The following is a 25,559-nucleotide window of genomic DNA, read 5'->3' as shown; positions in this document are numbered from 1 at the left end:
GGAGCCCCAGGAGCCCCCGATGACCCAGACATCCCCCCTTGACTCCGACCACGCCGAGCGGTCGACCCCGGCCCCCGGCCTCCAGCCCTTCCTCGCCGCCGAGACGGTCGTCCTGCGGGCTCCGGCCCAGGCCTGGTCGGCCGCCGACGGCTCGATGGGGGCGGCGACGATCCACGGCGTCTACCTCGGCGACGTGCGCTTCGTCGCCGGGCACGGCATCACGGTCGACGGCCTCGTGCCCGAGCACGTCGCCACCGTGCCCCTCGGCGCCTCGGCCGTCCGGTTCGAGTCGCTGTTGCGCGGCCTCGACGACGCCGGAGCCGACCCCGACGTCCGCCTGAGCTCGCTCCGCGACGTCACGACGACGGGCGTCCACGAACGCCACACGGTCACGTCCCGGCTGGGCCGTGAGCTCACGGTCACCGTCGCGGCCACCCTCCGGCCGGACGCCTCCGCCATGGACCACGTCAAGGCCGGCATCGCGGGTGAGCCCGTGCGTGACGTGACGCTCGCGGTCGACGGCACCCGCGCCTCCTGGCGGGCCGAGGGCGTGCTCGTCGACCTCGAGACCCGAGGAGGCGCGGTGCGGGCGACCCCCGCCGGTCTCGTCGTCGAGTGGGTCGCCGTCGTGCCCGCCCGGGGTTCCGTGACGGTCGGACTCGACCTCGTCGCGACCGCCCCCGACGCCGTGGTCCGGGGCGTGCGCACGCCGCTGCACTGGGCCGACCTCGACCCGGCACCGCGCGACGACCGGCTCGCCCGCTGGGTCGACCGGGCCCGCGACGACCTGGCGGCGCTCCGCCTGACCACGACGACGTCGCCCGACGACGTCTTCTACGCCGCCGGGGCGCCCTGGTTCTTCACGCTATTCGGTCGGGACTCGCTCTGGGCCGCCCGATTCACCCTGCCCCTCGACCTGACGGTCGCGGCCGGCACGCTGCGGGTTCTGGCCGGCCTGCAGGGCACGCGGCACGTGCCCGAGACGGCCGAGCAACCCGGCAAGATCATGCACGAGCTGCGCCAGCAGACGTTGACGATCCCCGGTGAGGACGTCAGCCTGCCCCCGCTCTACTACGGCACCGTCGACGCGACGGCACTCTGGGTCTGCCTGCTGCACGACGCGTGGCGCTGGGGCCTGCCGGCCGCCGAGGTCGAGGCGCTGCTGCCGCACCTCGAGGCAGCCCTGGCCTGGATGCGCGACTCGGGCGACAGCGACGGCGACCTGCTGCTCGAGTACGTCGACGAGACCGGGCACGGCCTGGCGAACCAGGGCTGGAAGGACTCCGGCGACAGCGTCCAGTGGCGCGACGGCACCCTCGCCGAGGGGCCGATCGCGCTCTGCGAGGTGCAGGCCTACGCGTACGAGGCGGCCGTGCACGGGGCCGACCTGCTCGACGCCTTCGGTCGGGCGGGCGGCGACGCGTGGCGCGACTGGGCGGGGCGCCTGCGCGACCGGTTCCGCGCCTCCTTCTGGGTCGACGACGCGGCGGGCGCCTACCCGGCGATCGCCCTCGACGCGGCCAAGCGGCCGGTCGACACGGTCACGAGCAACCTCGGGCACCTGCTCGGCACCGGACTGCTCGACCCCGACGAGGAGGCGCTGGTCGCCCGCCGCCTCGTCTCACCCGAGCTGTCCAGCGGCTTCGGCCTGCGCACGATGTCCACCGACAGCGCCGGCTACTGGCCCCTGAGCTACCACGGGGGCAGCGTCTGGACCCACGACACGGCCATCGCGATCCAGGGTCTCGCCCGAGCGGGGTTCCCCGCCGAGGCGGCCCGGCTCGCCGAGGGGCTGCTGTCCGCGGCGCCGGCCTTCGACCACCGCATGCCCGAGCTGCACTCGGGCGACTCGTCCCGCGAGGTGCCGTCGCCCGTGCCGTACCCCGCCTCGTGCCGCCCCCAGGCCTGGTCCGCCGCGGCCGCCGTCGCCGTCTGGTCGGCCACGCACGACGTCCACCCGCCCCGCCGCCCGTGACCCGGGCCGGGCGCCGCCCTCACCCCCGGCGTTCGGCGTCGCTCTCCGACAGCCGCGCGACGACCTGTCGGGCGATGGCGCGCCCGGCACGGTTTGCCCCGATGGTGGAGGCCTGCGGCCCGTAGCCGGCGAAGAACAGCCGCGGGTCGAGCGTCGACGCGCCGCCTTCGACGCTCACCCCTCCGTCGGCCGACCGCAGCCCGAGCGGAGCCAGGTGTCGCAGCTCGGGCCGGAACCCGGTGGCCCACACGATCGCGTCGGCGTGGGCGAACGTGCCGTCAGCCCAGCGCACGCCGTCCCGCTCGATCGCCGAGAACATCGGTCGTTCGACCAGCAGGCCGCGCTCGATGCCCGAGACGAACCGTCGGGTGCGGGGCACCCCGGTGCCGCTCACGATGCTCGGCAGCGCCTGCCCGGCGCGGGCCGCGCGGTCCTGTGCGGCGACCGCCGCGACGGCCGACTCGACGTCGAGCTCGCCCTGGTCGAGCCAGTCGACCGGTCGACGCGTCACCCACGTGGTCGAGGCCGCGACGCCGTCGAGTTCGAGCACGAAGCCGATCGCGCTCGTGCCACCGCCCACCACGACCACGTCGAGCCCCTCGAGTTCGGACGCGGCCCGGTAGTCCGAGGTGTGCAGCTGCCTCCCCGCGAACGTGTCGCGCCCCGGGTACCAGGGCACGAACGGCGCCCCCCAGGTGCCGGTCGCGTTCACGACGACCTCGGCCCGCACCGACCCCGAGGAGGCGCGCCCCGCCCACCGCACCGCGAACCCGTCACCCAGCCCGGTCACCCCGGTCACCTCGACCGGGCGTCGCACGTCGAGCTCGAGTGCCGCCTCGTACCGGGCGTACTGCTCGGCGACGACGTCGCGGGCCGGGGCCGACCGGTCGGCCGAGTCGAAGCCCAGCCCGAGCCCGGCCATGCCGGGCAGGTCGTGGACGCGGTGGGCGGCACCCAACCGCAGGCTCTCCCAGCGGTGCTGCCACGCGCCTCCCGTCCCGGGTCCCCGGTCGAGCACGACGAGGTCCCGCCCGACCTCGAGCCCCAGGCGCCGCAGGTACCACGAGACCGACAGTCCGGCCTGCCCTGCACCGACCACGACGACCCGCGTCCGCTCGCCGTCGCCCCCAGAAGTCATCCCGACCATCATGCCCGTCCCGGGCGGCAGCCGGGGATAGGGGTACATGATAAGATCGGTCCAGTTTTGCAACAGTCATCCGTCGGCAGTTCCCGGGTCGTCCGACACCGTTTCCGGGCCGAGTTCAGAGGGGGTCACGCATGGGGCGCGGCCGTCAAAAAGCCAAGCACACCAAGGTCGCCAGAGAGCTGAAGTACTTCAGCCCTGACACCAACTACGGTGCACTCGAAAAAGAGTTGGCGACGAAGAACGACTCCGGCGACGAATACGTCGACAAGTGGGCCGACGACTTCGACGACGAATACGACACCGAGCACGACCAGAACAAGAGCGCCTGAGGCCCGACGGCTGATGTCCTCTTCGTCCTCGTCGCTCGTGTGGGAGCAGGTCGTCGTCGATTCGAGCGACCCCGCAGGGCTCGCCCGGTGGTGGGCCGACGCACTCGGTTGGGTCGTGGTCTCGTCCGACGACGACGAACCCGAGATCCGGTCGACGCCCGACACGCTGCCGGGGCTCCTTTTCGTGCACGTCCCCGAGGCCAAGACGCTCAAGAACCGGCTGCACCTCGATTTCCGCCCCACCCCGGTCGACGGCGAGAGCCGCGAGGCGACGCAGACGGCCGAGGTCGAGCGTCTCGAGTCGCTCGGCGCGGTCCGTGCCCAGGTCGGACAAGACGACGCCGACGTCTCGTGGGTCGTGCTCGCCGACCCCGAGGGCAACGAGTTCTGCGTCCTGTGACCCCGCACGATCCGTGCCCCCTCACCCGCCGCGGCGCGTGACCGACACGACGACGGCCCCTCGATCTCGAGGGGCCGTCGTCGTGTCGCGGGCCCGACCGGTGCGATGACCGGTCAGGAGGCGCGGGTCAGCGCCCGACGAGCGTCGCGACCGCGGGCAGCAGCCCCACGACCAGCAGCAGGAACATGCCGCCGGCGGTGAGAGCGGCGACCTTGCGGCCGCCGGTCACGGGCGACGACTCGGAGCGGAGCGGAGCCGGCTCGGCGGGGACGCGGCTGACCCGGGCGCTCCGCGGAGCAGCGACGGCCGCGCGGGACATGGGCGAGAGGGGGATGCGGGTGGTGGTCATGGTCGACTCCTTCGTCGTCCGTCCTGACGTCGTCGTCAGTGCGCCCGGCACGGGCGTCAGCCCATCGTACGTCCGCGAGCGCGCTGACGCCATCCAGCACGCGCGGGTGCCCCGCGGCGCCCGACCACTGCCACGAGCTCGGACGCGACCCGACGTCAGCTCGAGTAGTCCCCGACGAGTCGCACCGCGCCTCCGTCGACTCCCTTGGCACCCTGCTCGAAGCCGGCCAGGTCGCGTCGCCCGGTCGAGACGGTGCCGACGGGCCAGGTCGCGATGCCGTCGGCCTCGAGGGCCGAGGTCACGGCGGCGGCCTGCGACGCCCTGACGACGGCGATCATGCCGATGCCGAGGTTCCAGGTGCCCTCGCTCGACTCGAGTGTCGAGCCGGCCAGGTCGCTCAGCACGCGGAACACGGGCAGCGGCGACCAGGTCGAGCGGTCGACCTCGGTCCACGAGCCGCGGGGCAGCACGCGGGCCAGGTTGGCCGCGATGCCGCCGCCGGTGACGTGGCTGAGCGAGTGGACCGCGCCGTCGAGCGCCGGGTCGTCGAGCACCCGCAGCAGGGGCGAGGTGTAGAGCCGGGTCGGTTCGAGCAGGGCCTCGCCGACGGTGCCCGAGAACTCGGGCAGGGCGTCGTCGTAGCCGAGGTCACGTGAGGCCAGGATGTGCCGCACGAGCGAGAAGCCGTTCGAGTGCAGGCCCGACGAGGCCAGGGCGAGCACGACGTCGCCGTCGCCCACGAGGTGCGGGCCGAGCTGACGCCCCGACTCGACCGCGCCCACCGCGGCACCCGCGACGTCGTAGTCGTCGGGGCCGAGCAGGCCCGGGTGCTCGGCCGTCTCGCCGCCGACGAGGGCCGTGCCGGTCTCGCTGCAGGCCCGTGCGATGCCCTCGACGATCGAGGCGATGCGGGTCGGAACGACCCGGCCGCACGCGATGTAGTCGGTCATGATCAGCGGCCGCGCGCCCACCACGACGATGTCGTCGACCACCATGCCCACGAGGTCCTGCCCGATGGTGTCGTGCTTGTCGAGCGCCTGGGCGATCGCCACCTTGGTGCCGACGCCGTCGGTCGAGGTGGCGAGCAGCGGCCGCTCGAAGTCCTTGAGGAACGACACGTCGAACAACCCGGCGAACCCACCGAAGCCCCCGACGACGCCGGGGCCGTGCGTGGCGGCCACGGCAGCCTTCATCAGCTCGACCGCGCGGTCGCCGGCGGCCGTGTCGACCCCCGCGGCGGCGTAGGAGGCGCTGGTCGAGTGGGCTGGGGAGGTCGCCATTCGTTCATCCGTTCGGTGTCGCTCTAGACTGTCGCGGTAACCCCAACTCTACGGTCTGGAGCCAGATCCGCATGTGCGGCATCGTCGGTCTCGTCGCGCACGAGCCAGCAAATCAACTCGTCTACGACTCGCTCCTCCTGTTGCAGCACAGGGGGCAGGACAGCACCGGGATCGCCACCGCCGAAGGTGGCATCTTCCACGTGCACAAGACCAAGGGGCAGGTCCGCGAGGGGTTCCGCACCCGCGACATGCGCGCCCTGCTCGGCAACATGGGGCTCGGCCACGTGCGCTACGCCACCAAGGGCGCGGCCAGCAACGAGCAAGAGGCGCAGCCGTTCTACGTGAACGCGCCCTACGGCATCGTGCTGATCCACAACGGCAACCTGACGAACACGAGAGAGCTCACCAGTGAGCTCTTCCACGTCGACCGGCGGCACCTCAACACCAACAGCGACACCGAGCTGCTGGTCAACGTGCTCGCACACGAGCTGCAAGAGCAGGTCAACGGCAGCGAGCTCGACCCCGAGCAGATCTTCGCGGCCGTCGCCCGGGTGCACGAGCGCGTGCAGGGTTCGTACGCCGCCATCGCGATGATCGCCGGCCACGGCCTCCTCGCCTTCCGCGACCCGTTCGGCATCCGTCCGCTCGTGCTCGGCCGCCGTCTCGCGGCCGACGGCGTCCGCGAAGAATGGATCACCGCCTCCGAGTCGCTCGTCCTCGAGTCGGGCGGCTACGAGATCGTCCGTGACGTCGCTCCCGGCGAGGCCGTCTTCATCTCGCTCGACGGGCAGATGGTCTCGAAGCAGTGCCACGCCAGCCCGCGCCTGATCCCCTGCTCGTTCGAGTACGTCTACCTGGCCCGCCCCGACTCGATCATGAACGGCATCTCGGTCTACGACGCCCGCCTGCGCCTCGGCAACCGGCTGGCCGACACGATCGCCGCGCACTCGCCGATCGGCGACATCGACGTCGTCATGCCCATCCCCGACTCGTCACGGCCCGCCGCCATGCAGGTCGCGCAGAAGCTCGGCATCGAGTACCGCGAGGGCTTCTACAAGAACCGCTACGTCGGTCGCACCTTCATCATGCCGGGGCAGGCCGAGCGCAAGCGCTCGGTGCGCCAGAAGCTGAACGCCATGTCGAGCGAGTTCAAGGGCAAGAACATCCTGATCGTCGACGACTCGATCGTCCGCGGCACCACCTCGCGCGAGATCGTCGAGATGGCCCGGGCCGCCGGGGCGAACAAGGTGACCTTCACCTCGGCCGCTCCCCCGGTGCGGTTCCCCCACGTGTACGGCATCAACATGCCGTCGCGACACGAGCTCGTCGCCCACGACCGCAAGATCCCCGAGATCGCCCGCGAGCTCGGCGCCGACCACCTCATCTACCAAGAGGTCGCCGACATGCAGGCGGCCATCACCGAGGGCAGCGACGTCACCGAGCTCGAGATGAGCTGCTTCACGGGCGATTACGTCACGGGCACCGTCAGCCCCGAGTACCTCGCCTGGGTCGAGGCCAACCAGCTCAGCTAGGCGTCCGCCCGACGTCACCCGCGCCTCCTGCGTCGCGTCGTCGGCCTCGAGCCGCCCGCCACCCGCGCCTCGCCCGGGCTTCCACCCGCCGGGGGAGGCGCGGCGTCGGTGGGCGTCCCTAGGCTGGGGGCCATGAGCGACGTCGGCATGCCCCGCCCCGAAACGACCGCGACGCCACCGGCGTCCGCCCTGCAGATCACGGGTCTCCGCAAGGCGTTCGGCGACAAGGTCGCGGTCGACGGCATCGACCTGACCGTGCCCTCGGGGTCGTTCTTCGGCCTCGTGGGTCCGAACGGCGCCGGCAAGACGACGACGCTCTCGATGGCCACCGGGCTGCTGCGTCCCGACGCCGGGCGCATCGAGGTGCTCGGCGTCGACGTCTGGTCCGACCCGACGCACGCCAAGTCGCTCGTCGGCGTGCTGAGCGACGGCATCTCGCTCTTCGACCGCCTCACCGGCGAACAGCTCGTCACCTACCACGGCCTGCTCAACGGCATGACCCGCGAGACCACGGCCCAGCGGGTGGGAGACCTGCTCGACCTGCTCGACCTCCGGTCGGCGGGCGGCACGCTCGTGGTCGACTACTCGGCGGGCATGACCAAGAAGGTCGCGCTCGCCTGCGCGCTCGTCCACGCCCCGCGCCTCCTCGTCCTCGACGAACCGTTCGAGTCGGTCGATCCGATCTCGGCCGCCAACATCCGCGACATCCTGCACGGCTACACGCAGAACGGCGGCACGGTCATCGTGTCGAGCCACTCGATGGACCTCGTCCAGCGCATGTGCGACCACGTCGCCGTCATCGCCGCCGGCCGGGTGCTCGCCGCCGGCACGACCGACGACGTGCGCGCCGGCTCGACCCTCGAAGACCGCTTCGTCGAACTGGTCGGCGGGCGTCAGCACAACGAGGGGCCGTCGTGGTTGCGCACCTCCTGAGCCTGCGCTGGCGGGTGCTGCTGAACGGCTTCAAACGCAGCACCTGGCAGATCGTCGCCGCCGTCCTGGGCGGGCTCTACGGCCTCGGCGTGCTCGCCGCCGTCGTCGCCGGGCTCGTGGCCCTCGCCTTCGCGCCCGAGCGGTGGGCCTGGACGGCCGGCGTGCTCGGCGGCTCGCTCGCCGTCGTCGGCTGGGTCGTCGTGCCGTTCATCGCCCGGGGCTACGACCAGACCCTCAGCGTCTCGAAGCTGCGTCAGTTCCCCCTGCCCGCCGACCGGCTGCTCGTCGCCCTCTTCGTCACCGGCCTGCTGGGCATCCCCGGCATCGTCACGCTCGTCGCCGCCCTCGCGACGACGTTCAGCTGGGTGCAGCATCCCCTGTCCGCCGTGCTCGCCCCGTTCTGCGGGGTGCTCGGGGTCTTCGTCTGCGTGGCGGCGTCTCGTGCGGTCGAGACGGCCACCAGCGCACTGGGCGCCAAGCGTCGTTACCGCGAGTTGATGAGCGTGGCGATCTTCGTGCCCCTCATCCTCGCCGGGCCCCTGATCGGGCTCGTCGGCCAGGGGCTCAGCTCGATCGGCGACGACCTGCCCCGGGTCGCCCACGCCCTGTCGTGGAGCCCGCTCGGTGCCGCGTGGTCCATCCCGGGCGACGTCGCGCTGGGCCGATCGGGCGAGGCCGCCCTCAAGGCCCTGATCGCGCTGGCCACCCTGGGCGTGTTGCTGCTGCTCTGGCGACGGGGGTTGGCGACGGCGCTCGTCGCTCCCCCGGCCGTCACCGCCACTGCGGCGTCCAAGGGCCTCGGCCTCTTCGCGCGCTTCCCCGCGACCCCGACGGGCGCGGTGGCCGCCCGTGCAGCCGTCTACTGGCTGCGCGACCCGCGCTACGGCGGCTCGCTGATCGTCGTCCCCCTGATGCCGGTCCTCGCCGTCTTCCTCTCGTTCTCGCTCGACACGACCTGGCCGCTCTACGCCATCGGCCCGGCGGTGGCGGCGCTGCTCGCCATCACCCTGGCGGCCGACGTCTCGTACGACGGCACGGCCTTCGCCGCCCACCTGTCCACGGGGCTGGCGGGCGCGGCCGACCGGGCGGGCCGCGTCCTGACGCTCTCGCTCTTCGCGGTGCCGGCGGTCGTCGTCGCCACGCTCGTCCCCCTCGCCGTGATCGGGCGGTTCGACACGGCCCCGGCACTGCTCGGCGCCGGCCTCGGGCTGCTGCTGACCGGCTTCGGGGTCTCGAGCATCGCCTCGGCCCTGTACCTCATGCCCGTGCCGGCGGCGGGCGAGAGCCCCTTCAAGTCACCGCCCGGCGCCAGCGTCACCTCGGCGCTCGGCCTCTACGCGTCGTGGGCGATCGTCTTCGTGCTGTCGCTGCCCGAGCTCGTGCTCGCCGTGGTCGCGCTGGTGCAGGGTTCGGTTCTGCTGGGGCTGCTCGCCCTCGTGGTCGGGGTCGTCCTCGGGGCCGTGTTCATGCTCGTCGGCATCCGCCGCGGTGGCCGTCTGCTCGATGCCCGCGGTCCCGAACTGCTCACCCGCCTGCGACGGGCCCGAGGCGCCTGACCTCGTAGGGGCGGTCGACGTCACGTCCGCCAGACGGGGGCGACGTCACGTCCGTGAGACACGGTCGACGCCACGTCCGTCGGCGTCGGTCGCCGTGACGGTCCGCCAGCGACGGTCGGTCGGCGTCCCCGTCCGCCAGCGACGGTGGGTCTGCGTCCCCGTGCGTCAGCGACGGTCGGCGTCACCGTCCGTCAGCGACGGTCGATCGACCTCAACCTCGGGCTCGTCGACCGGAGCCTCGAGCCGCTCGCGCTCGACCTGGACCCGCTTCGCCCCGCGGCTCGTGACGCGCTCGGCGACGATGGCCACGACGCAGCCGACCGTGCCGCCGATGGTCAGGCCCCAGAGCGAGATGTACCCGTAGGTCTGCGCGACGCCCTCGCCTGAGTCGAACGGGAAGAGCGAGGTGACGACCAACGACACGACGACACCGAGGGCAGCGCCCATGATCAAGAAGACCGGCACCTTGGGCGCGCGGCGCACGGTGACCTCGTCGCGTTCGACGACCGGCTCGCCGACGGTCCGACCGGGCTCGACGACGGGCTCGGGCTGCTGCTGGTCGTCGGGTGCGTCGGTCACCCGCCCATCATCCCAGAGCCGGGCCGACGCCGCCGCCGCCCGTCTCGACGTCGAGCAGGGCAGCCGCCCCGCTCGAGTCCAGGAGGCGCGGGTCAGCCCCGCTGCCAGGCGATCGGCACGTAGCCGGTCAGGTCCGCCCGGCTGCCGGAGGCCGACACGAGCGCCCCGGCCCGCGCCTCCTGCCAGCTGAGGTCGCCGGTCGCGAGCCGCACGAAGGTCGCGGCGTCGGTCTCGACGACGTTGGGCGGCGTGCCGCGGGTGTGGCTGAGCCCCTCACGGAACTGGACGGCGCCGAACGGCGGCACCCGCACCTCCACGGTGGCCCCGGGTTCGCCGTCGGCGAGCACCTGCAACAGCCAGCGAACGGCCGTGGCGGTCACGGGTCGTGCCGCGGCCCCACCCTCGGCGAGCGCCGCCCGCACCTCGCCCACCGCCGCCGATCCCACCGTGTCGTCGATCCGCGCCCTGGCCATGCGCCCACGCTACCCGCGCCTCCGCGCACCGCACCCGCGCCTCCTCGTCCCGCCCTCGCCCCCCGCCCGCACCCGCGTCCCGCACCGCGCCTCCGGGCCTCGCACCGCGCCCGCGCCTCCGCCGCCCGGACTCGGCACCGCAGCCGACGCTCGGTAGGCTGTCGCCCGTGCGAATCCTCGTCCTCGGTTCCGGTGCTCGCGAGCACGCCATCATCACCGCCCTGCTGCGCGAAGACGCCGGCCACGAGATCGTCGCGGCGCCCGGCAACGCGGGCATCGCCGACCAGGTCGGCATCGTGCACCTCGACCCGTCGAACGGTGCCGTCGTCACCGAGTACGCCCTCGAGAACGACGTCGAGCTGGTCGTCGTCGGCCCCGAGGCGCCGCTCGTCGCCGGTGTCGCCGACGCCCTGCGCACGCGGGGCATCCCGGTCTTCGGGCCGGGCAAGAAGGCCGCGGCGCTCGAGGGCAGCAAGACCTTCGCGAAGCGCATCATGGACGCGGCGGGCGTGCCGACCGGCCGTGCCACGCGCGTCGGCACCCTCGACGAGGCCGTGGCCGTGCTCGACGACCTCGGCTCGCCCTACGTCGTCAAGGCCGACGGGCTCGCGGCAGGCAAGGGCGTGCTGGTCACCGACGACCGCGACGCGGCGATCGAGCACAGCACGTACTGGCTGCAGCACGGGCCCGTGCTGGTCGAGGAGTTCCTCGAGGGCCCCGAGGTCTCGCTGTTCTTCGTCAGCGACGGCCACACCGTGGTGCCCCTCAGCCCCGCGCAGGACTACAAGCGCCTGCTCGACGGCGACGCGGGCCCGAACACCGGCGGCATGGGCGCGTACTCGCCGCTGCCCTGGCTGGCCGACCGGTTCGGCAGCGAGAAGGACTTCGTCGACGAGGTGCTCGACACCATCGCCACCCCGACGGTGCGTCAGCTCGAGTCCGAGGGCACCCCGTTCATCGGGCTGCTCTACGCAGGGCTGATCCTCACCGAGCAGGGCGTCCGCGTCATCGAGTTCAACGCGCGCTTCGGCGACCCCGAGACGCAGGTCGTGCTGCCCCGGCTGCTCACTCCGCTCAGCGGCCTGCTGCTCGCTGCCTCGACCGGGTCGCTCGGCAACCACGAGTCGCCGCGGTTCTCGTCCGACGTGGCGGTCACGGTGGTCCTCGCGAGCGAGGGCTACCCCGAGGGCGCGGTCAGCGGTCGTGCCCTGCACGGGCTCGACGACGCGACGGCCGTCGCCGGCGTCCACGTCGCCCACGCCGCGACCGCCCGACTCGACGACCGGCTGATCGCCACCGGTGGACGCGTGCTCAGCGTCGTGGCGCAGGGCTCCGACTTCACCGAGGCCCGGGGCCGCGTCTACGACGCTCTCCAGCGCATCGAACTCGAGGGCGGCCAGTACCGTCACGACATCGCCGAGCGGGTCGCCCGATGAGCGCCGCCGACGGCTCCGTGCCCGCAGCCGCCTCGACGCCCTCCGCCGACCCCACCGCAGGAGGCGCGGGTCACCAGGCCCCGCCCGTCACCCCCGGCACTCCCCCCGACCTCGCCGGCTGGACTCCCGTCTACTCGGGCAAGGTCCGCGACCTCTACGTCCCCGCGCCCGTGGCCGGCTCGGTCGGCGACGCCGCGACCCTCGACGACACCGAGCACGTGCTCGTCGTCGCGAGCGACCGGGTCAGCGCGTTCGACCAGGTGCTCGAGCCCGGCATCCCCGGCAAGGGCGCCCTGCTCACGCAGCTCAGCCTGTGGTGGTTCGCCCAGCTGACGACCGTGCCGAACCACCTCGTCGACCCGACCACCGCCTCCGTGGCGTTGCCGACGCAGGTCCGCGACCGAGCGATGCTCGTGAAGCCGCTCGACATGTTCCCGGTCGAGTGCGTCGTGCGCGGCTACCTGGTCGGCAGCGGCTGGGCCGAGTATCGCGAGCACGGCACCGTCTGCGGCATCGCGTTGCCCGCCGGGCTGTCGGACGGCGACCGCCTGCCCGAGCCGATCTACACCCCCGCCTACAAGGCGCCGCTCGGCGAGCACGACGAGAACGTCTCGTTCGAGCGCACCGTCGAGCTGGTCGGTGCCGAGACCGCGGCCGCACTGCGCGACCGCTCGCTCGAGATCTACCGGCTGGCGGCCGACGTGGCCGAGGCCCGCGGGGTGATCCTCGCCGACACGAAGTTCGAGTTCGGCGCCGACCGCACCACGGGCGAGATCACGCTGGGCGACGAGGTGCTGACGAGCGACAGCAGTCGCTACTGGGACGCCGAGGTCGACGCCGCGGGCGACCGCACGCAGAGCTTCGACAAGCAGATCGTCCGCGACTGGCTCTCGGCGAACTGGGACGGCACGGGCGAGCCCCCCGCCCTGCCCGACGAGGTCGTCGCCCGCACGGCCGCCCGCTACCGCGAACTGATCGAGCGCCTCACCGGCCGCTGACCCGGCGCCCGCGCCCCGCCCGGGGCTCGCGCCCATGCCCCGCGCCCACGCTCGCGCCCCGCGCCCGCGCTCGCGCTCGCGCCCGGCGCCCGCGCCCCGCCCGGGGCATCGCACCGCGGTTCGTGCAGCGCACCGTGTCGAGACCCGGTGCGCTGCACGAACCGCGGCGCGGTGCCGTTCGGGAATGCCCGACACGGCCGGTCAGTTCATTTCGATGACACGTCACCGACCGGGCGTCCACGCGACCCGACCAGACCAGACCAGACCAGACCAGACCGAGGGCACCATGACCGACACCTCCGCGACCGACGCGACCCGCGCCTCCTCGTCCCCTGCGACCTCGCCCTCGACCGGCCGCCAGGCCCCGGCCCCGGCCCAGGCCCCGGCCGCGAGCGCGAGCGCACGTGCGACCGACCTGCTCGCCGCCGACACGGGCATGGGAGCCGTCACCCTCCGGGTCGCCGACCTCGACGCCATGACCGCCTACTACCGTGACGCGGTCACGTTGACCGTGCTGGTCGTCGACCAGGCGGCGGGGCTGGTCGTCCTCGGACGCGGCGCGACCCCGATCGTGATCCTCGAGCACGCCCCCGAGCTGAGGCACGCCGGGCCGCGAGAGGCCGGACTCTTCCACACCGCGATCCTGTTCGAGACCGAGGCCGACCTCGCCGCCGCCGTCTACAGCGTGGCGACCCGCCACCCCGGCACGTTCACCGGCAGCGCCGACCACCTCGTCAGCAAGGCCTTCTACTTCACCGACCCCGAGGGCAACGGCATCGAGCTCTACTGGGACCGTCAGCGCAGCGAGTGGTCGTGGACCCACGGGCAGGTCGACATGGCGACGCTCGCCCTCGACCCCGCCGCGTTCGTGCAGCAGAACGTCACCGAGGAGGCGCTGGCCGGCTCCGCGTCGCGTCCCGCCACGGTCGGCCACGTGCACCTGAGCGTGGGCGACGTCGAGTCGGCCCACCGGTTCTACGTCGAGCAGTTGGGCTTCGAGACGACCACGCGGTTCGGGCCGCAGGCGCTGTTCGTCAGCGCCGGCGGCTACCACCACCACATGGCGATGAACACCTGGACGAGCGCCGGCGCGGGACGCCGCCAGCTCGCCCTGGGGCTCGGCCTCGTGCGCATCGAGGTGCCCACGGCAGACGACCTCGGCGCCCTCGGCGAGCGCCTCGGCCACCACGGCGTCGCCACCCGGGACGACGGCCGCGTTCTGGGGTTCGACGACCCCTGGAGCAACCAGCTCGAGGTGACGGTCCGACCGCAGGCGAGGTGACCCTCGGTCGCCCGCTCCCTCGGCGCTGGCGTCGCGAAGCCGCTGGCGCGTCTTCGTGGGCTCCAGCGCGCCGGTCGCCGACGCGGCACCCGTCGATACGGTGGGTCCATGTCCGACTCCGATGCCGCCCCTCCCGTCTTCTCGACCCACCGTGAGGGCGACCTGACCCTCGACGACCACGAGGCGGTCGCCGCCATGCTCGCCCGGTCGTTCCCGAGCTACGACCACTGGTACGCCGGGGCCCGCAGCTGGGCCGGCATGCAACCCGAGCTGCGCGTCGTGGCCCGCCAGGGTGACGTCGTCGTCGCCCACGCCGGCCTCCGGCGTCAGTTCGTCACGGTCGGCGACACCGACCTGTTGGTCACGGCGGTCGGCATGGTCGCCGTCTCGCCGACGCTGCAGGGCACGGGCGTCGGCGGCGAGCTGCTGCGACGGGTCGACGCGGCGTTGAGCTCGCTCGACAGCGGGTTCGGCCTGCTCGAGACCGGTGACGACGTCCAGGGGTTCTACCGACGCGGCGGCTGGCTGCCGCTCGACGGCCTCACGGCGCACTACACGGCGTTCAGCGCCGACGGAGCCGGCGTCCTCGTGACCCAGGACCACGGCTGGCTGCTGCGCGAGGGCTCGCGCACCCTCGCCGACTGGCCGACCGGCGAGCTGCACTGGAACGGCCAGATGGTCTGACGGTGCCGCGGCACGGCCGAACCGGGCGTGACGAACCCGCCCGGCCGCGCGACGGGCCGAGACGCCGAGGAGGCGCGGCTCCCGTCGAACGGGAACCGCGCCTCCTCGGGTCTGACGCGGTGGTGGACTACGCCGGGACGCCGACCTCGATCGGGTCCTCGTTCGAGCCGGGAGCCTCGGGCTCGACGCCCGCGCGGACCCGCTGGCCGAGCGTCGCGTCGACGTTCGTCCAGTACTGGTAGACGCGCTCGCGCAGCGCCGGCTGGGTCACCTTCGAGACGTGGCCGACGATGTTCTGCACGAGGCGGTCGCGCTGGGCGTCGTCCATGACCTCGCGGACGAGCGTGCCGGCCTGGCCGAAGTCGTCGTCCTCCGGGTGCAGGGTCGCCGCCGAGCGGACGAGCTCGCCGTCGGCCTCCCACCCGCCGGTGTCGCCCGCGGCCTGCGGGTCGGCCGCGGGGCCGCCCACCGAGTTGGGCGCGTAGACCGGAGCCGTCGCCTCGCTGAAGTGGTAACGCGCGGCGCCGTCCTTCGAGTACGAGTGCACCTCGGTCTTGGGCATGTTCACCGGCAGCTGCTGGTGGTTGACGCCCACGCGGTAGCGGTGCGCGTCGGCGTAGCTGAAGATGCGCGCGAGCAGCATCTTGTCGGGGCTGGCCGCGATGCCGGGCACGAAGTTCGACGGCGCGAAGGCGGCCTGCTCGATCTGCGCGAAGTAGTTCTCGGGGTTGCGGTCCAGCGTCATCTTGCCGACCTCGATCAACGGGTAGTCGCTGTGCGGCCACACCTTCGTCAGGTCGAACGGGTTGAAGCGGTAGCCGGCGGCGTCCTCGTAGGGCATGACCTGCACCGACAGCGTCCAGGTCGGGAAGTCGCCGCGCTCGATCGCCTCGGACAGGTCGCGGATGTGGAAGTCGGCGTCCTCACCGGCGATGCGGTCGGCGTCGTCCTGCGTGAGGATCTCGTTGCCCTGGTCGCTCTTGAAGTGGTACTTGACCCACGAGCGCTGACCCTCGGCGTTGATCCACTGGTAGGTGTGCGAGCCGAAGCCGTCCATGGTGCGCCACGATGCGGGCAGGCCCCGGTCGCCCATCAGCCAGGTGACCTGGTGGGCCGACTCGGGCGAGAGCGTCCAGAAGTCCCACTGCATGTCGTGGTCGCGCAAGTGCGAGCCCGGCAGGCGCTTCTGCGAGTGGATGAAGTCGGGGAACTTGATGCCGTCGCGGATGAAGAAGACGGGGGTGTTGTTGCCGACGAGGTCGTAGTTGCCCTCGGTCGTGTAGAACTTCAGCGAGAAACCGCGGGGGTCGCGCCAGGTGTCGGGGCTGCCCTGCTCGCCGGCGACGGTCGAGAAGCGTGCGAGCATCTCGGTCTCGACGCCGGGCTGGAAGAGCGCGGCGCGGGTGTACCGCGAGACGTCGCCCGTGGTGACGAACGAGCCGAAGGCTCCGCCGCCCTTGGCGTGGACGATGCGCTCGGGCACCTTCTCGCGGTTGAAGTTGGCGAGCTTCTCGACCAGCTTGTGGTCGTGCAGGACGATCGGGCCGTCGGCGCCGACCGACTGCGAGTGCTCGTCGCTGGCGGCGGGGGCGCCGTTGTCGGTGGTGGTGATCTTCTTCGCGTCGGTCATGTGTCCTCTTTCGTTCGTGGTTCGTCGTCGTGTGGGTTCAGGGGCGCCGGAACTCGGCGGGGAGGCGGGGCGGTCAGGCCGTCGGGACGGCCGGGGTCGGGGCGCCGCGACGACCGCCCGAGGAGGCGCGGGTCGGCTCGTCGCCGTCCGCCCCGTCGGCCTCGGCCGCTCGACAGGCCGGGCACAACCCCCAGAAGGTCACCTCGGCGGTCTGCACGAGGTACCCCGAGTCGTGCGACGGGGTCAGGCACGGCGCGTGGCCGACGACGCAGTCGACGTCGGCGACCGACCCGCACACCCCGCAGACCACGTGGTGGTGGTTGTCGCCCGTGCGCAGTTCGTAGAGCGCGGCCGAACCCGCGGGCTCGATGCGGCGGACCAGCCCGGCCCCGGTCAGGGCGTTCAGCACACCGTAGACCGCCTGCACCGACGTGCCGGGCAGGTCGAGGGCGACCCGGGCGAAGACCTGCTCGGCGGCCGCGTGCGGCGACGGCTCGAGGGCGCGCAAGACGGCGAGCCGGGGCTCGGTCACGCGCAGCCCGGCGGAGCGCAGGGCCTCGCGGGGGTCGACGGTCGGATCGGTCATGAGACCAGTGAACCACTCTTTTGATCCGATCAAAACAATTGAGTCGTCCTCGGAGGCTCTTCTCGGGTTTTCGGGCGTCCGACCTGTGGACAACCCCTTCGAGCGGACGACGCTTCGCTAGCGTCGTCGACATGAGCACCACCGCCACGACGCCGTCGTCAGCCACCCCCGTCGTCCCGCCGGGGCGCGACCTCGTCGTCGACCTGGCCCGCGTCTTCTGCGTCCTGCTCGTCGTGGCGATCCACGTGATGATGGTCGGCATCGCCGTCGACGACTCGGGGGCCGTCGTGGCGACCCAGCCGCTGCAAGAGCAGTCGTGGTTCGCCCTCTCGACCTGGGCCGGCCAGATCATGCCGCTCTTCTTCGTCGTCGGCGGGTTCGCCAGTGCGACCGCGTGGGCCGGTGCGCGCCGCCGAGGCGACGACGCCGGCGACTTCGTCCGCGGTCGCCTGCTCCGCCTGGCCCGCCCGGCGAGCGCCGTGTTCGTCGTGCTCGCCCTGGCCCTCGCCGTGGCGACCGCCGTCGGCGTCGACCCCGCCGTGCTCGACGTCGCCGCCACCGGCGTGGGCACCCCGTTCTGGTTCCTCGCCGCGTACGGCATCACCCAGCTGTGCGTGCCCGCCATGGCCCGGTTGCACGCCCGGCGCCCGTGGTCGACGCTGCTCGTGCTGGCCGTCGGCTCCGTGGCGGTCGACGCCGTCCGCTTCGGCACGGGCGTCACCTCGGTCGGCCTCGTCAACCTGGCGTTCGTCTGGCTCTTCGTGCAGCAGCTCGGCTTCGCGTACGCCGACGGGCTGTTCACCCGGACGCCGCGACTCGTGCTGGGCGTCGTGGCCGCCCTCGGCTACGCCGCGCTCGTCCCGCTGACGACGGCGGGCCCGTGGTCCGACGACATGCTGCGCAACCTCAACCCGCCGACGGTGCCGCTCATGGTGCTCGGGGTGGCCCAGGTCTGCGTGCTCTCGCTCGTGCACCCGCTCCTCTCGCGCCTGATGTCCACCGCAGCCGCGCGGGCCGTCGTCTTCGCCGTCGGCAGCCGCGGCATGACCGTCTACCTCTGGCACCTGCCCCTGCTCATCGCCGTCTGCGGCGTGGTCCTGGCCCTCGGCGGCCCGCTGCCCGAACCGGCCACGGCCTCGTGGTGGTGGACGCGCATCCCGGTCTGGGCCCTGGTCATCGGCCTGGCCTGCCTCGTCTCGCTGGCGACCGGGCGACTCGAGCGGCCACCGCGAGCGCTGCCCACCGGCCGGCGCCGCGCCTCCTGGTGGTCGGTCGGCGCCGCCGCCGTCCTCGCGATCGCGCCGCCGTTCGACGTCATGCAGCAGGGGCTCGACCTGCGCAACGCGATCGCCGGCGCCGTCTGCCTGCCGCTGGCCGTCTGGTTGCTCGGTCGGTCGCGCCCTGGCTCCCAAGCGCCGAGCTCAGGCCTCGCCTCGACACGGGCCGCCTCCGGCCGCGCCGCCTCCGACCGTGCCGTCTCGCTGAGCGACGAGGCCACGACAGGGTAGACGCCCGGCCGACGGGGGAATCGGCCGGGCGTCCGGCGGTCTCGGGGCGGATCAGGAACCCTTCGACCGGAAGCGAGACAGGAGGCCCGATCACGAGGCCCGTGCCCTGTCCGCTGCCATCACTCTGCGACGCGTTCCCATGATCCGGCTGACAAGAGCCTCGCATTCTGCTGACGATCGGCGATCGCGGGCCGCCGCCGTCGTCACGGGCACCACCAGGAGGCGCGCGCGGCTGCCGTAGACTCGTCGCGTCCACCCGTTGACGCCTCTTCAGGAGTAAACCAGTGCCCACAATCGTCGTCGAGGTCATGCCCAAGGCTGAACTGCTCGACCCCCAGGGCAAGGCCGTCGCCGGCGCCCTGTCCCGTCTCGGCAAGGGGGCGTTCACCGACGTCCGCATCGGCAAGCGCTTCGAGGTCACCGTCGAGGGCGAGGTGACCGACGCCGTCCTGGCCGACGTGCGCGAGCTCGCCGACGACATGTTCTCGAACTCGGTCATCGAGGACGTCGTCTCGATCACCGTCGCCGACGACGCTCCCGCCGCCCGCTGATGCGCGTCGGCGTCGTCACCTTCCCCGGCTCCCTCGACGACCGTGACGCGCAGCGCGCGGTCCGACTCGCGGGCGGCGAACCCGTCGCCCTCTGGCACGGCGACCACGACCTGAAGGGCGTCGAGGCGATCATCCTGCCCGGCGGTTTCAGCTACGGCGACTACCTGCGCGCCGGCGCGATCGCCTCGTTCTCGCCGATCATGGCCGACGTCGTCGCCGCGGCGAACGCGGGCATGCCCGTGCTGGGCATCTGCAACGGGTTCCAGATGCTGGCCGAGGCCCGTCTCATCCCGGGTGCGCACACCCGCAACGCGCACCAGCAGTTCATCCGTCGCGACCAGCGCCTCGTCGTCGAGAACGCCCGCACCGACTGGACGAACGGCTTCACCGAGGGGCAAGAGATCACCATCCCCCTCAAGAACGCCGACGGCCGGTTCATCGCCGACGCCGAGACCATCAAGCGCATCGAGGGCGAGGGGCAGGTCGCATTCCGCTACGTCGGCGTCAACCCGAACGGCTCGATGGACGACATCGCCGGCGTCACGAACGCGCGGGGCAACGTCGTCGGCCTCATGCCGCACCCCGAGCACGCCGTCGAAGAGGGCTTCGGCCCCGACACCCCCGCCGCGATGTCGAGCGGCGTCGACGGCCTGACCTTCTTCACGTCCGTTCTCGAGAGGGCCCTCGCCAAGTGACCGACCAGACCGACCGCGCCCCGCACGACGCCGAGATGATCGACGTCCGCCCCGAGGGGCACGTGCCCGACACCGTGGCGAACGCCGCGGCGACCCCCGAGCGCGAGCAGCCCTACGGCGCACTCGGCCTCAAGGCCGACGAGTACGCGACCATCCGCGAGATCCTCGGCCGTCGCCCCACGAGCGGCGAGCTCGCCATGTACTCCGTGATGTGGAGCGAGCACTGCTCGTACAAGTCGAGCAAGATCTACCTGCGCCAGTTCGGCCAGAAGGTCTCCCCCGCCATGAAGAAGAACCTCATGGTCGGCATGGGCGAGAACGCGGGCGTCGTCGACGTCGGTGGCGGTTGGGCCGTCACCTTCAAGGTCGAGTCGCACAACCACCCCAGCTACATCGAGCCGTTCCAGGGTGCCGCCACCGGCGTCGGCGGCATCGTCCGCGACATCATCTCGATGGGCGCGCGGCCCGTGGCGGTCATGGACCAGTTGCGCTTCGGCGACATCGACGCGGCCGACACCGCCCGCGTGGTCGACGGAGTCGTCGGGGGCATCAGCTTCTACGCCAACTGCCTGGGCCTGCCCAACATCGGCGGAGAGACCTACTTCGACGCGGTGTACCAGGGCAACCCCCTGGTCAACGCGTTGGCGGTCGGCGTGCTGCGCCACGAAGACCTGCACCTGGCGAACGCCCGCGGCGTCGGCAACAAGGTCGTCCTCTTCGGTGCTCGCACCGGGGGCGACGGCATCGGCGGCGCGTCGATCCTCGCCTCCGACACGTTCTCGTCCGGCGGGCCCACCAAGCGCCCGGCCGTCCAGGTCGGCGACCCGTTCGCCGAGAAGGTGCTCATCGAGTGCTGCCTCGAGCTGTTCCGCGACGAGCTGGTCGAGGGCATCCAAGACCTCGGTGCGGCCGGCATCAGCTGCGCGACGTCCGAGCTCGCCTCGAACGGCGACGGCGGCATGTTCATCGAGCTCGACAACGTCCTGCTGCGCGACCCGTCCCTCACGGCCGAAGAGATCCTGATGAGCGAGAGCCAGGAGCGCATGATGGCCGTCGTGCGCCCCGACAAGCTCGACGCGTTTCTCGCCGTCGTGGCCAAGTGGGACGTCGAGACGAGCGTTCTCGGCGAGGTCACCGACACGGGCCGCCTGGTCATCAACTGGCACGGTGAAGAGATCGTCAACGTCGAGCCCCGCACGGTCGCCGTCGACGGCCCGGTGTACGAGCGCCCCGTCGCCTACCCGAGCTGGATCGACGCCCTGCAGGCCGACGGTGCGTCGTCGCTGCCCCGCCCCACGGGCAACGCCGTGCTGCGCGAGCAGTTCCTCGAGCTGCTCGGGTCGCCGAACCTGGCCGACAAGAGCTGGGTGACGAACCAGTACGACACCTACGTGCTCGGCAACACGGCACTGAGCTTCCCCGACGACGGCGGCATGATCCGCGTCGACGAAGAGAGCGGGCTCGGCTTCGCGATCGCGACCGACGCCAACGGGCGCTACTGCCAGCTCGACCCCAAGCAGGGCGCTCGCCTGGCGCTGGCCGAGGCCTACCGCAACGTCGCCGTCACCGGTGCCGTGCCGGCCGCGGTCACCGACTGCCTGAACTTCGGCAGCCCGGAGGACCCCGAGGTCATGTGGCAGTTCTCGCAGGCCGTCGAGGGCCTCGCCGACGGCTGTCTCGAGCTCGAGATCCCGGTCACCGGCGGCAACGTCTCGTTCTACAACCAGACGGGCACGAAGCCGATCCACCCCACGCCCGTGGTGGGCGTGCTCGGCGTGATCGACGACGTCGCCAAGCGCATCCCTTCGGGCTGGCAGGACGAGGGCGACAACATCTACCTGCTCGGCACGACCGCGCTCGAGCTCGACGGCTCGGCCTGGGCCGGCGTCGTGCACGACCACCTCGGCGGTCGTCCGCCGGCGGTCGACCTCGCGGCCGAGGCCCGGCTGGCACAGCTGCTGCACGCGGGCGGCGACCAATCGCTCATCGCGGCGGCGCACGACCTGAGCGACGGCGGCCTGGCGCAGGCTCTCGCCGAGGCGGTCCTGCGCTTCGGCGTCGGCGCCCGCGTCTGGCTCGGCGAGGTGCTCGAACGCGACGGCATCGACGTGGCGACGGCACTGTTCAGCGAGTCGACCGGTCGCGTGATCGTCTCGGTCCCCCGTGAGGACGACGTGCGCTTCCGCGGCCTGTGCGAGGGACGCGGGTACCCCGTGGCCCGCATCGGCGTCACCGACGCCGAGTCCGGTTCGCTCGAGGTGCAAGACGTCTTCACCGTGTCGATCGACGAGCTGCGCAGCACCCACCGCGGCACCCTGCCGGCTCGCTTCGGAGCCACGATCGGCGAATAGGCCCCCCGCGCCTCCCCGATCCGGGCGAGTCCGTCGGAACCGATCGTCACCAGACGACCGAGCCCCGCGGACTCGCCCGTCTTCGTCTGCGGCCGGTTCCCCTGCCGACGGTCCGACGTCGCCGGTCCACCCCGTCGCGCCACGCCAGCCGCCCGACGGGACGACAGCGACCGGCACGGCTCCCACGCGGTGCCGAGTCCGACCTGCAGCAGCGCCGCAGCAGCCGATCCGACAGACCGCCACGCAGGAGGCGCCTGCAACGTCCCGAGGACGGCCTGCCGTCCCCCGCGCCCCCCAAGCGAACGCGACGCGCGCCCCGCCCCGGCCAGCCCCGCCCCCTGGCCGGCGCAGCTCGGCCCAGCCCCGGCGAAACCCGGCCCCGCATGCCGGCGAAGCTCGGCCCAGCGTGCCGGCGAAACCCGGCCCCGCGTGCCGGCGCAACTCGGCCCTGCCGGCGAAGCTCGGCCCCCCGTTCGGCGAAGCCGAACGCGCCGCCGGAGGCGGCCAAACCAGCACGAACAGCAATTCCCCCGGACCGCAAGGTCAGGGGGAACCAAATTGCTGGGGTACCTGGACTCGAACCAAGAACAACTGAACCAGAATCAGTCGTGTTGCCAATTACACCATACCCCAATGATGACGACCGTCAGGTCAACATCAGTGTCTGCCCATCATCTGGACCGACGTCTACTGTACAGCATCCGCCAGGTGTTCGAGGCCACCGATGAGGTCGCGGTTGATGACGGCGGCGACGCGGGCGCCGTCACCGGCGGCGACGATCAGTTGCTGCGGCCCGGGTGCGGTGCTCTCGCCGGCGGCATAGAGGCCGGGCACCGAGGTGCGCCCGTGGCCGTCAACCACGAGCAGTCCGTCGTCGTCGAGGTCGGCTCCGGTGGCAGCGACGTATCCGAGCGCCGCGGACCATTCGGGCCGGACGAAACCGCCGGCCCGCGGCACGGTCGTGCCGTCCTCGAGCACGACGCCGCGCATGCCGTCGCGGTCGCCGTCGATGCTGGTGACGCGGCGACGGTCGACCGTGACCCCCCGGGCGGCCAGGGCGGCCTCGTCGGCCGAGCTCACGACGTCGGCGCCGTGCGTGAAGACGATGAGGTCGTCGGTCCACTGCGACAGCAACAGGGCACGCTCGACGAGGTCGGGGTGTTCTCCGATGAGGGCGAGCGGCTGGTCGCGCTTGTCGTACCCGTCGCACTCGATGCAGCTGTGGATGTAGGTGCCGTAGAACGCTCGCAGCTGAGCGATGTCGGGCAGCGTCTCGGCCAGGCCCGTCGTGACGAGCACCACGTCGGCCACCGCCGACGACTGCTGGCCGCGGAACTCGCACGACACCTCGAAACCGCCCTCGACGGGCTGCACGCTCGTCGCGAGCGTCTGTCGGTGCTCGGCACCCCCATAGCCGAGGAACTCGTCACGCCCGAGCTTGCGCAGCTCGAGCGGCGAGATGCCGTCACGCGTCAGGTACCCGTGCGACAGCAGGGTGGCCGAGTTGCGCGGCCGGTTGCTGTCGATCAGCAACACGCGACGTCGGGCACGCACGAGGTTGAGCGCGGCGCTCAGCCCGGCGGGCCCTCCGCCGATGACGGCGACGTCGTAGCGCTCGGTCATGAGCGTTCGGCGAGGGCGGTCAGTCGGCGGAGCGTCGACTCGCGGCCGAGGATCTCCATCGACTCGAACAGCGGCGGGCTGACGCGACGCCCCGACAGGGCGACGCGCAGCGGTCCGTACGCGACCCGGGGCTTGAGCCCCAGCTCGTCGACCAGCGCCGCCTTCAGGGCGGCCTGGATCGGCTCGTGCGTCCAGTCGGTCACGCCCTCGAGCGCAGCCGAGGAGGCGCGCAGCACCTCAGAGGACCGCTCACCCAGCGTGCCCAGCGCGTCGTCTTCGTAGACCAGGTCGTCGTCGGCGACGAACAGGAACCCGAGCATGCCGCGAGCCTCGGACAGCAACGTCATGCGTTCTTGCACGAGCGGAGCCGCCTGGGCCAGCACGGCGCGCTCGTCCGCCGTCGGAGGAGCACTGACGATGCCGTCGAGGTAGGGCAGGAGCCGCTCGGTGAAGTCGCCCACCGCGAGCAGACGAATGTGGTCCCCGTTGATGGACTCCGCCTTCTTGACGTCGAACCGCGCAGGGTTGGGGTTGACGTCCACCACGTCGAAGGCGGCCACCATCTCGTCGATCGAGAACACGTCACGATCGTGCGTGAGGGACCACCCCAGCAGAGCGAGGTAGTTGACGAGCCCCTCGGGGATGAAGCCCCGGTCGCGGTGGTGGAAGAGGTTCGACTCGGGGTCACGTTTCGACAGCTTCTTGTTGCCGTCACCCATCACGTAGGGCAGGTGCCCGAAGCGCGGGACGAACGAGGTGATGCCGAGCTCGACGAGGGCCTCGTAGAGGGCGATCTGACGAGGCGTCGACGACAGGAGGTCCTCGCCACGGAGGACGTGCGTGATGCCCATCAGTGCATCGTCGAGAGGGTTCACGAACGTGTACAAGGGGACACCGTTGGGGCGCACGACGACGAAGTCGCTGAACGACCCGGCCGGGAAGGTGATCTCACCCCGCACGAGGTCGTCGAAGCTGAGGTCGCGGTCGGGCACCCGGAGGCGCAGTGCCGGCTGGCGACCCTCGGCGCGGTAGGCGGCACGCTGCTCGTCGGTCAGATCGCGTTCGAAGTTGTCGTATCCCTGCTTCGGGTCCCGACCATTGGCGACGTTGCGCGCCTCGATCTCTTCACCCGTGGCGAAGCTCTCGTACAGCAGGCCCCGCTCGAGCAACTGATCGATGACACCGCGGTAGATGTCGTGACGCTGCGACTGACGATACGGGCCGTGCGGACCGCCGGCGTCGACGCCCTCGTCCCAATCGATGTGGAGCCACCGCAACCCGTCGAGGATCTGCTCGTAGCTCTCCTCGCTGTCACGAGCTGCGTCGGTGTCTTCGATGCGGAACACGAGCTTGCCGCCGGTGTGCCGGGCGTACGCCCAGTTGAAGAGGGCGGTTCGGATGAGGCCGACGTGCGGCGTACCGGTGGGCGAGGGGCAGAACCGCACGCGCACATCGGTGCCGGTGGCGGTCGAGAAGGGAGCAGACATCGAGGACGATCTTACCGGGGCAGCAAGGTCTGATCAGCGTTAAACGCAGAAAGGCCCCTTCCGAAGAAGGGGCCTTTCTGGTGTTGCATGTGCTCTTCGCACTAAAAGGAGTCCGGCGGTGTCCTACTCTCCCACAAGGTCCCCCTTGCAGTACCATCGGCGCTGAGAGTCTTAG

23 protein-coding genes and 1 tRNA gene are annotated in these 25,559 nt (G+C 72.1%); 14 read left to right on the top strand and 10 right to left on the bottom strand.

Going from position 1 to position 25,559, the window contains the following annotated elements:
- Window positions 1–19 precede the first annotated feature (19 nt).
- The gene (locus tag ITJ55_RS14800) at window positions 20–1,975 is read left to right on the top strand and encodes a glycogen debranching N-terminal domain-containing protein (protein WP_194596094.1); all 1,956 of its coding nucleotides are present in this window, start codon (window positions 20–22) and stop codon (window positions 1,973–1,975) included.
- 19 nt (window positions 1,976–1,994) lie between these two features.
- Here ITJ55_RS14800 and ITJ55_RS14795 read toward each other — a convergent pair whose 3' ends face one another.
- Complete coding sequence (locus tag ITJ55_RS14795; protein ID WP_194596257.1) at window positions 1,995–3,113, bottom strand: NAD(P)-binding domain-containing protein; 1,119 nt, start codon at window positions 3,111–3,113, stop codon at window positions 1,995–1,997.
- Between the two features lie 140 nt (window positions 3,114–3,253).
- Here ITJ55_RS14795 and ITJ55_RS14790 point away from each other — a divergent pair, with 140 nt between their 5' ends.
- A complete protein-coding gene (locus ITJ55_RS14790; RefSeq protein ID WP_056227242.1) occupies window positions 3,254–3,451 on the top strand; it encodes a DUF3073 domain-containing protein in 198 nt (65 codons plus the stop codon).
- Window positions 3,452–3,464: 13 nt separating this feature from the next.
- Complete coding sequence (locus ITJ55_RS14785) at window positions 3,465–3,851, top strand: VOC family protein (RefSeq protein ID WP_194596093.1); 387 nt, start codon at window positions 3,465–3,467, stop codon at window positions 3,849–3,851.
- Window positions 3,852–3,978: 127 nt separating this feature from the next.
- Here the strand turns inward: ITJ55_RS14785 and ITJ55_RS14780 are convergent, their stop codons facing one another.
- Window positions 3,979–4,200 carry a hypothetical protein gene (locus tag ITJ55_RS14780; RefSeq protein WP_194596092.1) on the bottom strand — a complete coding sequence of 74 codons (222 nt, stop codon included), beginning with the start codon at window positions 4,198–4,200 and terminating at the stop codon, window positions 3,979–3,981.
- A gap of 155 nt (window positions 4,201–4,355) precedes the next feature.
- A complete protein-coding gene (gene purM / locus ITJ55_RS14775) occupies window positions 4,356–5,480 on the bottom strand; it encodes a phosphoribosylformylglycinamidine cyclo-ligase (RefSeq protein WP_194596091.1) in 1,125 nt (374 codons plus the stop codon).
- 71 nt (window positions 5,481–5,551) lie between these two features.
- On the opposite strand from purM, the gene purF reads away from it, so the two are divergent.
- From purF to ITJ55_RS14760, 3 genes are all read left to right on the top strand, one after another.
- On the top strand, window positions 5,552–7,012 hold the full coding sequence (purF, locus tag ITJ55_RS14770) for an amidophosphoribosyltransferase (protein WP_194596090.1): 1,461 nt from the start codon (window positions 5,552–5,554) through the stop codon (window positions 7,010–7,012).
- 132 nt (window positions 7,013–7,144) lie between these two features.
- Window positions 7,145–7,945 carry an ABC transporter ATP-binding protein gene (locus ITJ55_RS14765; protein WP_194596089.1) on the top strand — a complete coding sequence of 267 codons (801 nt, stop codon included), beginning with the start codon at window positions 7,145–7,147 and terminating at the stop codon, window positions 7,943–7,945.
- Window positions 7,927–9,501 (top strand): transporter, encoded by a 1,575-nt coding sequence (locus tag ITJ55_RS14760; RefSeq protein ID WP_194596088.1) that lies wholly within the window; start codon window positions 7,927–7,929, stop codon window positions 9,499–9,501. Before ITJ55_RS14765 ends, ITJ55_RS14760 begins: the two co-directional genes overlap by 19 nt.
- Window positions 9,502–9,666: 165 nt before the next feature.
- Here ITJ55_RS14760 and ITJ55_RS14755 read toward each other — a convergent pair whose 3' ends face one another.
- The gene (locus ITJ55_RS14755) at window positions 9,667–10,080 is read right to left on the bottom strand and encodes a hypothetical protein (RefSeq protein WP_194596087.1); all 414 of its coding nucleotides are present in this window, start codon (window positions 10,078–10,080) and stop codon (window positions 9,667–9,669) included.
- Window positions 10,081–10,172: 92 nt separating this feature from the next.
- Window positions 10,173–10,553, bottom strand: coding sequence for a sterol carrier family protein (locus tag ITJ55_RS14750; protein WP_194596086.1), 381 nt, complete (start codon window positions 10,551–10,553; stop codon window positions 10,173–10,175).
- Between the two features lie 167 nt (window positions 10,554–10,720).
- Between ITJ55_RS14750 and purD the strand changes: the two genes are divergently transcribed.
- The 4 genes from purD (at window position 10,721) to ITJ55_RS14730 (ending at window position 14,953) form a co-directional block, all read left to right on the top strand.
- Window positions 10,721–11,989, top strand: coding sequence for a phosphoribosylamine--glycine ligase (gene purD, locus ITJ55_RS14745; RefSeq protein ID WP_194596085.1), 1,269 nt, complete (start codon window positions 10,721–10,723; stop codon window positions 11,987–11,989).
- Window positions 11,986–12,987, top strand: a complete 1,002-nt coding sequence (locus ITJ55_RS14740) for a phosphoribosylaminoimidazolesuccinocarboxamide synthase (protein WP_194596084.1) — start codon at window positions 11,986–11,988, stop codon at window positions 12,985–12,987. The genes purD and ITJ55_RS14740 overlap by 4 nt, the downstream gene beginning before the upstream one ends.
- A 436-nt stretch (window positions 12,988–13,423) precedes the next feature.
- Window positions 13,424–14,269 (top strand): VOC family protein, encoded by an 846-nt coding sequence (locus ITJ55_RS14735; protein ID WP_194596256.1) that lies wholly within the window; start codon window positions 13,424–13,426, stop codon window positions 14,267–14,269.
- A 108-nt stretch (window positions 14,270–14,377) separates the two neighbouring features.
- Window positions 14,378–14,953 carry a GNAT family N-acetyltransferase gene (locus tag ITJ55_RS14730; RefSeq protein ID WP_194596083.1) on the top strand — a complete coding sequence of 192 codons (576 nt, stop codon included), beginning with the start codon at window positions 14,378–14,380 and terminating at the stop codon, window positions 14,951–14,953.
- Window positions 14,954–15,080: 127 nt separating this feature from the next.
- Here the strand turns inward: ITJ55_RS14730 and ITJ55_RS14725 are convergent, their stop codons facing one another.
- Entirely contained in the window at window positions 15,081–16,583 is a 1,503-nt protein-coding gene (locus ITJ55_RS14725) for a catalase (protein WP_194596082.1), read from the bottom strand.
- Between the two features lie 73 nt (window positions 16,584–16,656).
- The gene (locus tag ITJ55_RS14720; protein ID WP_194596081.1) at window positions 16,657–17,169 is read right to left on the bottom strand and encodes a Fur family transcriptional regulator; all 513 of its coding nucleotides are present in this window, start codon (window positions 17,167–17,169) and stop codon (window positions 16,657–16,659) included.
- Window positions 17,170–17,300: 131 nt separating this feature from the next.
- Here ITJ55_RS14720 and ITJ55_RS14715 point away from each other — a divergent pair, with 131 nt between their 5' ends.
- From ITJ55_RS14715 to purL, 4 genes are all read left to right on the top strand, one after another.
- Window positions 17,301–18,677: an acyltransferase gene (locus tag ITJ55_RS14715; protein ID WP_194596080.1), complete on the top strand. Its 1,377-nt coding sequence runs from the start codon at window positions 17,301–17,303 to the stop codon at window positions 18,675–18,677.
- 284 nt (window positions 18,678–18,961) lie between these two features.
- A complete protein-coding gene (gene purS / locus ITJ55_RS14710) occupies window positions 18,962–19,228 on the top strand; it encodes a phosphoribosylformylglycinamidine synthase subunit PurS (protein WP_056260949.1) in 267 nt (88 codons plus the stop codon).
- Window positions 19,228–19,923, top strand: coding sequence for a phosphoribosylformylglycinamidine synthase subunit PurQ (purQ, locus tag ITJ55_RS14705; RefSeq protein ID WP_194596079.1), 696 nt, complete (start codon window positions 19,228–19,230; stop codon window positions 19,921–19,923). Before purS ends, purQ begins: the two co-directional genes overlap by 1 nt.
- A 35-nt stretch (window positions 19,924–19,958) precedes the next feature.
- Window positions 19,959–22,274, top strand: a complete 2,316-nt coding sequence (gene purL / locus ITJ55_RS14700) for a phosphoribosylformylglycinamidine synthase subunit PurL (protein WP_194596255.1) — start codon at window positions 19,959–19,961, stop codon at window positions 22,272–22,274.
- Between the two features lie 561 nt (window positions 22,275–22,835).
- Here purL and ITJ55_RS14695 read toward each other — a convergent pair.
- From ITJ55_RS14695 to gltX, 3 genes are all read right to left on the bottom strand, one after another.
- Window positions 22,836–22,907 (bottom strand) — tRNA-Gln (locus ITJ55_RS14695).
- A 54-nt stretch (window positions 22,908–22,961) separates the two neighbouring features.
- Window positions 22,962–23,897 (bottom strand): NAD(P)/FAD-dependent oxidoreductase, encoded by a 936-nt coding sequence (locus ITJ55_RS14690; protein ID WP_194596078.1) that lies wholly within the window; start codon window positions 23,895–23,897, stop codon window positions 22,962–22,964.
- Entirely contained in the window at window positions 23,894–25,384 is a 1,491-nt protein-coding gene (gltX, locus tag ITJ55_RS14685) for a glutamate--tRNA ligase (RefSeq protein WP_194596077.1), read from the bottom strand. Before gltX ends, ITJ55_RS14690 begins: the two co-directional genes overlap by 4 nt.
- Window positions 25,385–25,559: the final 175 nt, after the last annotated feature.

Source organism: Frigoribacterium sp. VKM Ac-1396 (genome assembly GCF_015350895.1).
Taxonomy (GTDB): Bacteria; Actinomycetota; Actinomycetes; order Actinomycetales; family Microbacteriaceae; genus Frigoribacterium.
The sequence above is the reverse complement of the archived record's forward strand: the minus strand, read 5'-3'. Positions and strand labels throughout refer to the sequence as shown.

Coding starts and splice junctions, on each gene's coding strand:
- ITJ55_RS14800 (WP_194596094.1), top strand. CDS start 20: ATGACCCAGACATCCCCCCTTGACTCCGACCACGCCGAGCGGTCGACC.
- ITJ55_RS14795 (WP_194596257.1), bottom strand. CDS start 3,113: ATGACTTCTGGGGGCGACGGCGAGCGGACGCGGGTCGTCGTGGTCGGT.
- ITJ55_RS14790 (WP_056227242.1), top strand. CDS start 3,254: ATGGGGCGCGGCCGTCAAAAAGCCAAGCACACCAAGGTCGCCAGAGAG.
- ITJ55_RS14785 (WP_194596093.1), top strand. CDS start 3,465: ATGTCCTCTTCGTCCTCGTCGCTCGTGTGGGAGCAGGTCGTCGTCGAT.
- ITJ55_RS14780 (WP_194596092.1), bottom strand. CDS start 4,200: ATGACCACCACCCGCATCCCCCTCTCGCCCATGTCCCGCGCGGCCGTC.
- purM (WP_194596091.1), bottom strand. CDS start 5,480: ATGGCGACCTCCCCAGCCCACTCGACCAGCGCCTCCTACGCCGCCGCG.
- purF (WP_194596090.1), top strand. CDS start 5,552: ATGTGCGGCATCGTCGGTCTCGTCGCGCACGAGCCAGCAAATCAACTC.
- ITJ55_RS14765 (WP_194596089.1), top strand. CDS start 7,145: ATGAGCGACGTCGGCATGCCCCGCCCCGAAACGACCGCGACGCCACCG.
- ITJ55_RS14750 (WP_194596086.1), bottom strand. CDS start 10,553: ATGGCCAGGGCGCGGATCGACGACACGGTGGGATCGGCGGCGGTGGGC.
- ITJ55_RS14740 (WP_194596084.1), top strand. CDS start 11,986: ATGAGCGCCGCCGACGGCTCCGTGCCCGCAGCCGCCTCGACGCCCTCC.
- ITJ55_RS14735 (WP_194596256.1), top strand. CDS start 13,424: ATGGGAGCCGTCACCCTCCGGGTCGCCGACCTCGACGCCATGACCGCC.
- ITJ55_RS14730 (WP_194596083.1), top strand. CDS start 14,378: ATGTCCGACTCCGATGCCGCCCCTCCCGTCTTCTCGACCCACCGTGAG.
- ITJ55_RS14725 (WP_194596082.1), bottom strand. CDS start 16,583: ATGACCGACGCGAAGAAGATCACCACCACCGACAACGGCGCCCCCGCC.
- ITJ55_RS14720 (WP_194596081.1), bottom strand. CDS start 17,169: ATGACCGATCCGACCGTCGACCCCCGCGAGGCCCTGCGCTCCGCCGGG.
- ITJ55_RS14715 (WP_194596080.1), top strand. CDS start 17,301: ATGAGCACCACCGCCACGACGCCGTCGTCAGCCACCCCCGTCGTCCCG.
- purQ (WP_194596079.1), top strand. CDS start 19,228: ATGCGCGTCGGCGTCGTCACCTTCCCCGGCTCCCTCGACGACCGTGAC.
- purL (WP_194596255.1), top strand. CDS start 19,959: ATGATCGACGTCCGCCCCGAGGGGCACGTGCCCGACACCGTGGCGAAC.
- ITJ55_RS14690 (WP_194596078.1), bottom strand. CDS start 23,897: ATGACCGAGCGCTACGACGTCGCCGTCATCGGCGGAGGGCCCGCCGGG.
- gltX (WP_194596077.1), bottom strand. CDS start 25,384: ATGTCTGCTCCCTTCTCGACCGCCACCGGCACCGATGTGCGCGTGCGG.